Consider the following 7,284-nt stretch of genomic DNA (forward strand, 5'->3'; position numbering starts at 1 on the left):
CAGCGGCCGCGATGGCTCTCGCTCTGCTGTTTGGAATATCGACAGTCGCCTTGCGCGCCAATCATACGCTCGCCGGCCTAGCCGTCGTCGCAATCGGACTGGGCATCACCGGGGTCGTGGGGCGACCCTACGTGCAGAAGACCTTTTCTGGCATTTCCACACTTGGCGACCTCTTCGGGATAGACCGCGGTTCGGCATTCGGCCGCATTTTCGCGGTGCAGGACCCGGTTACGCTGGCGCTGCCGATCCTGGTCGGCGCGCTCTGGTGGTGGCTTTCCAAAAGCCGACATGGCCTCAGGTTGAGGTCCGTCGGGGAAAACCCGGCCGCCGCGGATGTCGCGGGTATCGACGTGCAACTGGTTCAGTTCGGGGCTGTCCTGGCGTCCGGGCTGTTTTGTGGTCTCGCCGGAGCCTATCTCTCAGTCGCCACAAGTCATGTCTGGGTGGAGGGAATGGTCGCGTCGCGCGGCTGGATTGCCGTTGCGCTCGTCATCTTTTCGCGCTGGAACGCGGCTCGAGCTCTCTGGGGTGCGCTTCTTTTCGGAAGCGCGGATGCGCTTGTGCCTAGACTACAAGCCATAGGCGCCGACGTTCCTGTCTATCTCATGATGACTTTGCCGTACTTGCTGACGCTTGTCGTGCTGGTGGCAGGCTCATTGGGCGGCCGGCGCTCCGGCGAGCCGGCCTTCCTCGGCAGGGTCTATCTACGACAAGACAAACAATAAGGAACTTGCCCGGTTCATGAGCCCCGCGGCCCGCATCCTTCTGGACTTCGCGGATTTCATGGACAAGCATCAAGGATCGCCGATGTCTGTGCCGTCCCCCCCTCGCCCGGCGCTGACCCTGCGGCTCCGCTCGACGCCTATTCGCGTGCCACTAACCGTGAGATCAAGAACAAAGCGCCACGGAGACGACAGAGGGGTCGCCGCGCGTAAAGCGCCAACGTCATCCGCAACAGCAGGCCGAGCCCAGCCGGACCGCCCCCTCTGGCCTGCCGGACCCGGCCCTTCGCTTCCGTTCCAGGCGTTCGTCGTTCGGAAAGCCAAGCGATTGGCTTTCCGTCCGCTGCGCGGACCACTCCTCACCCCCCCTCAAGGGGGAGATCAGCAGCTTCAGCGGATCAGAACTTGTAGCTGAGCCCGACCCGGATATCCTGTGTCTGGAGGTCGACATGGGTTTCCGTGGGCAGGCCGGCGGCCACCGAGAGGTCCTGGCTGCCGAAGTCCGAGTAGCGATACTCAGCTCGAGCGATCCACCTGTCGGTGAAGGCGTGCTCGATGCCGGCGCCAACCGTCCAGCCGACATGGCTGTCGCTGTGGAGCGTTACTTCGGCGGCAGGGCCACCGGCGCTGACCGCAATAAGCTCATACTTGGCCGCAGCGACGCCTGCAGTGATGTAGGGCAAGGTCCGATCGAAAGCATAGCCGGCCCGCAGCCGCGCCGACCCGGACCATTTGAGTTCGCTCTTGAGCAACGTGGTGACGCCGCCGCCGCCGGCGTCGAGGGCCGTCAGCCCATCTATGTTGCCATACGCAATGTCGGCCTCGGCGCCGATCACGAAGCTGTTCTCCATCTGGTAATTCGCGCCGATATGGACGCCGCCGATAAATCCGTTCGGATCGACGCCAACGTTGAGATCGGTGGCCCCGCCCAGTCCGCCGCCGGCGATGAACAGATTGGATTTTCCGGCCGCGTAGCCGATGTCGACGCCGGCATAGAGTCCGGACCAGTCGTAGCCGGATGCAACAGGCGAAACCTCATTGATATCAGCCGCACACGCCACACCGAGCGGCGCGAGAATGAAGGCCGTTGCGAGAAGAAGAATTTTCATTGTTGTCTGCCGCCCCATGTTGCTTCCCCGCCGCACAAATGAGCTGCGGAGATCCAGCTGTTGTCGAGAAATCCGGTGTTGCATTGTCCGCCGGCCGCGTCTTGGGCTGGGCCGCACCCGAATTGTCGGGGAAAGCACCACGGCGCTTTCCCGGTCGGTGTGGCTTTTCAGCCTCAGTCGATCGGCGCGCCGTGCATTCGGTGGCTGTCGGAAACTATCTGGCGCTGCCCGGCGTCGAGCCGAAGCGGCGGCGGAAGCAGCGGTTGAAATAGGACACGTCGGAAAAACCGCTGAGCAGCGCGATCTCGCTGATCCGCATGCGGTCGTTGCGCCTGTCGGACAGCATCCGATGCGCCCTCTGCAAGCGCAGTTCGAGAATGCGCTCGGCAAAGCTCACCCCGGTTTCCTGCAGCAGGTCATGGACATAGCGGACCGAGAGCCGCAATTGCCCGGCAACGCCCTGCGCCGAAATGGCGGGATCGGCGAAATTGTCCCGCATCTTCTGCAGTATGGCCTGCAGCCTTGCCGCGCGCAGACCGCGCAGGCCCGCCAGTTCGGCCGCTTCGCCCTTGGCGCCGGTCGCCAGGCCGATCAGGTCGACGATGGTTTCGGTGGCGTGGCCGATGAGGTCGGGCGAGACCAGGGCCGGGCCTGCTTCCAGGAAGCTGCAATAGCGCTTGAGCATGCCGAGCGCCTCATTGTCGGCGCCGACGGTCAACGCCAGCCGATCCTCTATATGAGCGAAGGCATTTTCCAGCACGGCACGGGGAAGCACCACATTGGCCCAGACATTGCTGTCGCCGCCGGTCATCTGCAACGCTTCCGAAGCCGAGACCAGGGCGGCCTCGCCTTTGCCGACGTGATAATCGCGGCCAATCTGCGTGCCGCTGAGCACCGTATCGCCATTGTTGACCAGCAGCAGATAGCCGTCGCGACCGTCGGCGGCGATATTGCCCGCCTTGCGGCTGGCATGACGTATCGTCCCGGCCATCTGTCCAAGCACCAGCGACCCGACAGCGGTGGCTTCGATCGCGGCTTCGAACGACAGTCTTTCCGAAATCGTGTATTCGACCGACCATATCTCGGCGACATGGACGTCCTGCCAGAGCGCGAAGCGTGCGCGATGATCCAGATGCGGCGGCAGATCCGCCGATGAGAAGACGTTCTTTTGCAAGGGACGACCGGCCTTTTCTACAATCGCGTCTTCACTTCGACACGCACCGTATTGGACCAGATCACGGTCTGTCCAGAGCCGGAAATACTTGTGCGCCAGGCGACAATTTCAGTGCCGTCCTGAACAAGGATTGGCCTGATTTCGCGGATCTGGCTGGCTGAATTTCGGATTACTCGAAAATACCCAGTGCCGACGAATCGTTCCCCTACTCCGGCGATGGAACCGGCGGCCGTGATGTCAGCGCCGTGCCGAAGGCGGCGACAACAACGGCAGCGATCCCGGCCAGTTGCGTCGCGGTCAGGCTTTCATGCAGGAACAGGAAGCCGGCCAGTGCACCAAGCCCAGGCTCCAGGCAGGTCAGCGTGCCGTAGATGCGCGCCGGCATGCGGGTCAGCGCCACCATCTCCAGGAAGAACGGCAATGCGCTGGAAAACAGGCCGACGAGCAGCGCGCTGACCAGGATCGACGGGGCCAGCAGCGCGGATCCCGCCTGGGCGACACCGAAGGGCAGCACCAGCACGGCGGCGATGGCCATGCCGTAGGCGGTGGTGCGGGTGCCAAGCTCCGCGCCGGCCTTCTGGGCCAGCACGATGTAGAGCGCCCAGAAGCCGCCGGCCGCCAGCGCCAGCATCACCCCGATCGGATCAAGCGGCGCGAGGGAACGAACGAAGGGCGACAACAGCAGGATGCCGGCCACCGCCAGCGCGATCCAGGCAAAGTCGCTGGCGCGCCGCGAAGTCAAGGTCGCCACCAGAAGCGGGCCGGTAAACTCCAGCGCCACCGCGATGCCGAGCGGAATCCTGGCCAGCGCTGCGTAGAACAGGAGGTTGAGGGCGGCGAGCGTCACTCCATAAGCGACCAGCCACGGCATGGTGGCACGCGAGGGCCGCATCTGCCAGGGCCGCAGCACCGCGATCAGCATCAGCGCACCGATGACCAGCCTGAGCGTCGTCGTCCCTTGCGCGCCGATCTGCGGGAACAGGCCTTTGGCGAAGGTGGCGCCGATCTGGATCGACACCATGGCGCCCATCAGTGCTGCGACAGGCAAGGGCGCCGCTTCGCGACGGGCAATCGGCGTCGGTGTCACGTGATCCCATCCTCCATATCGCCGGGTCCAAACCCGACCGGCGGCATGGAGATAGGGCGAACCGGCCGGCCTGTCGTGAGGCAGCGGCAACTGGCTGCTAGGGCACGGCCAAGTGCCGCCGGCCGGTCAGTTCAGGGATTTGCGCCGTGGCGGCGGTGCCGGGTGGCGCTGCTCGAGGGCCGCTGCCGCATCGGTGCGGCCGGTCCGGCGCAGTCTTTCGAGATAGGCCGGCAACTCGCCAAGGCAATGGAACGGCCCGCCTTCCCGGATCACCGTCACCAGCGGGTCGACATCGCTGTCGCTGCGGATGGCCATGGCGCTGCGCCAGTCCTCGAGCAGCCGGCTGGCATGATCGACCACATCGCTTCGGGAGCCTGAGAGATCATGCTGCTCATGCGGATCCTCACTCAGATTGAACAGGCTGACCGGGCCGAAATCCTTGTAGCCGTCATGATAGGTGCGCAGCATCAGCCAGTCGGCCCCGCCGAGCCGGAACCGCACGCCGCGCTGTACCGCCCACGCACCCTGGCTCAGCACCAGGAAATCGCGGCCACCTTCCTCCTTCGCGGCAAGCGCCGGTGCAAAGGAGCGCCCGTCCCAAAGCGCCGGAACGTTGCCGCCGAGCCGGTCGATCAGCGTGGCGGCCCAGTCGAAATGATAGTGAAGGCCGCCATTGACGCCGCGCATGTCCTCGGCGCCGGGCCAGCGGATGACCAGCGGCACGTTGCAGGTGAATTCGTCGGCCGTCTGATGATCACCCCAGACGTTGAGCTCGCCGAGGTTTTCGCCATGATCGGCGCCGATGACGATGATCGTGTCGTCGAACAGGCCTTGCCGCTTCAACTCCTCGACGATGAGACCGACATGATAATCGGCATAGAGCACGCCGGTGTCGTAGCCGTCGAACCAGGCCTTGACGGTGTCCATGCCGCTGATCGGCGACGGCATGCGCCGGTATTTCGATCCGCCCGGCTCGACGTCGAAGCCCGAGGGTTCCTGCGGGCTGTGCGGGCCGTAGCCAGCATGGCTCTTCTCGAATACCGCCCTGGTCATCCAGTCGGGAAGCGGCTGGTCGGCGAAGGGGTCGCCGAAAGCGTCCGGCGCGCGATAGGGCGTGTGCGGGTCCCAGACATTGACATGCAGGAACCACTTTTTTGCCGAGCCATTGCGCTTCAGCCAGTCGATCGCCAGGCCCGAAACCTCGTCGGCGTTCTCCATGCCGGCCTTGCCGGGATTGATGATCTCGTTGAAGCCGGCATACCAATGCCAGCAGCCATGCCGTTCGCCAAAACTGCTGATGGTCGTGGTGTGGTAGCCGAGATCGCGCAGCGCCCGCATCCAGCCTTCCTCGTAGAAGGTGCCGGCCCAGGCTCGCTCGGCGCCTTCGCGGAACGGCTCGCAGGCGGTGCCGCCATGGCCGACCACGCCGGTCCGCATTCCGTGGCGGCCGCTCCACAGCGCCGTGCGCGACGGATGGCAAGGCACATCGGACACATAGACGTTCTCGAAGCGGATGCCCTCGCCGGCAAGGCTGTCGATGACGGGAGAGGTGTTGCGATGATAGCCGTAGCAGCCGAGGTGGTCGCGCCTGAGGCTGTCGATGTCGATATAGAGAACGTTCATGGATGGCTCGTCGCTGCTGTGATTGTCAGGAAACAGGCCCCGGTTCGCTGCCGGGGCTTGCGGTTTGCAAGGGGCGATTTCAAGAAGGCCGTCAGGCCGAAATGTATTGATCGCCCAGATAATAGTCCTTGGGATCGAGCGAGGTCTCGAGCTTGCCAAAGGTCTTGAACAGGTCGTTCATCGTCGAGAACCAGCCGTTCACGGTGCCGTCCTTGGTTAGCTTGATCAGTTCGGCCGAGGTCATGAAACGGCCATAACCGGCTTCCGTCTTCAGCTGGTCGGCAGGAATGCCGAGCAGCTTGGAGGTGATCTCGATCGCCTTGTCCTGGTTGGCGGCACGAAAATCCTGCGCGTCCTTGATGGCGCGCACCACGTTGCGGACGAGATCGGGATTGCCCTCGACCAAATCGTTGCGGGCAATGAAGACGCTCGGAAATGTGGTCTGCGGATAGAAGTCGTCGTTCTTGGCCAGCTCCACCAGATCGGGAACGCTCTTCTGGATGATGCCGACGAACGGATACCAGATGCCGGCCGCGTCGACCTGCTTGGAGGCGAAGGCCGCCACGATGGTGCTCGGGTCCATCTGCACGATGTCGAGGTCGGTCATCGCCATACCGGCCTTGCGCAGCGCCAGCCGCAACAGCATGTCGCCCGAGGTGCCGGCCGCGATCGCGACCTTCTTGCCCTTGAGGCCGGCGATGGACGTGATGCCGGCTTGGGCGATCACCCGGTCCGAGAAGCCGACATCGTTGACGGCGATGATCTTGGCCTTGCCGCTCGCCGGCAGCCACAGCGCGCCCGGTCCGAGATAGCCGAATTCCAGGCTGTTGGCGCCAAGCGCCTGGACCTGGATGGGGCCGTTGGTGAAGACCTTGATATTGGCATCGACGCCGTGCTTGGCATAGAAGCCCTGGTCGGCCGCGACGCCGGCCACGCTGGCGCCCCAGAAATCGCCGTTGTAGCCGATGCGTGCCGCCGTTCCCGCCGCTCCGGCACGGATGCCAGAGGCAGCGAACGCGGCAAGTGCCGCCGATGATGCGATGAGGTTACGTCTTGTCAGTGTCACCATACTCTCCTCCTGTCACTGTTACTGGTGGTAAACGGCTTGCCAGACGCGGTTGCGGATGCTCATGAACTCCGCCGAAAGCCGGATTTCCTCGGTTCTTGGGTAAGGCAGGCCGACGTCGATGATCTCCTGCAGCCTGCCGGGCCGCGCCGCCATGACGATGACGCGGTTGGCGAGGTAGACCGCCTCGTCGACATCGTGGGTGATGAACATCACGGTGCGCCGCTCCCGGCTCCAGGTGTCGAGCAACTGGTCCTGGAGCTGCACGCGGGTCAGTGCGTCGAGCGCCCCGAAGGGCTCGTCCATCAAAAGGATCGAGGGATCGACCGCATAGGCCCGGGCGATCGCGCAACGCTGCTTCATGCCGCCCGAAAGCGTCTTCGGCAGCGCGTCGGCGAAGTCGCCAAGGCCGACGAGATCGATGAAACGCTCGGCGATCTGCCGGCGGCGCGAAGCTTCCTCGCCCTTGATGCGCAGCCCGAACTCGACGTTCTGGCGTACGG

The 7,284-nt window shown here is 64.3% G+C and carries 7 protein-coding genes; 1 reads left to right on the top strand and 6 read right to left on the bottom strand.

Going from position 1 to position 7,284, the window contains the following annotated elements:
• On the top strand, window positions 1–725 hold a 725-nt coding region (locus EN879_RS17905), incomplete at its 5' end, for an ABC transporter permease (RefSeq protein ID WP_164774452.1).
• A gap of 395 nt (window positions 726–1,120) precedes the next feature.
• On the opposite strand, the gene EN879_RS17910 is transcribed toward EN879_RS17905, so the two are convergent.
• From EN879_RS17910 to EN879_RS17935, 6 genes are all read right to left on the bottom strand, one after another.
• Window positions 1,121–1,831 (bottom strand): outer membrane protein, encoded by a 711-nt coding sequence (locus EN879_RS17910; RefSeq protein WP_063168592.1) that lies wholly within the window; start codon window positions 1,829–1,831, stop codon window positions 1,121–1,123.
• Between the two features lie 214 nt (window positions 1,832–2,045).
• Window positions 2,046–3,005, bottom strand: coding sequence for an AraC family transcriptional regulator (locus EN879_RS17915; protein ID WP_063168593.1), 960 nt, complete (start codon window positions 3,003–3,005; stop codon window positions 2,046–2,048).
• A gap of 205 nt (window positions 3,006–3,210) precedes the next feature.
• A complete protein-coding gene (locus EN879_RS17920; RefSeq protein WP_063168594.1) occupies window positions 3,211–4,092 on the bottom strand; it encodes a DMT family transporter in 882 nt (293 codons plus the stop codon).
• A gap of 126 nt (window positions 4,093–4,218) precedes the next feature.
• Window positions 4,219–5,715 carry a sulfatase gene (locus EN879_RS17925; RefSeq protein WP_063168595.1) on the bottom strand — a complete coding sequence of 499 codons (1,497 nt, stop codon included), beginning with the start codon at window positions 5,713–5,715 and terminating at the stop codon, window positions 4,219–4,221.
• Between the two features lie 91 nt (window positions 5,716–5,806).
• Window positions 5,807–6,784: an aliphatic sulfonate ABC transporter substrate-binding protein gene (locus EN879_RS17930; RefSeq protein WP_063168596.1), complete on the bottom strand. Its 978-nt coding sequence runs from the start codon at window positions 6,782–6,784 to the stop codon at window positions 5,807–5,809.
• An 18-nt stretch (window positions 6,785–6,802) separates the two neighbouring features.
• A partial coding sequence (locus EN879_RS17935) for an ABC transporter ATP-binding protein (RefSeq protein ID WP_164774453.1) occupies window positions 6,803–7,284 on the bottom strand: 482 nt, incomplete at its 5' end.

It is taken from the genome of Mesorhizobium sp. M7A.F.Ca.AU.002.02.1.1 (genome assembly GCF_003998535.1).
GTDB lineage: Bacteria > Pseudomonadota > Alphaproteobacteria > Rhizobiales > Rhizobiaceae > Mesorhizobium > Mesorhizobium ciceri.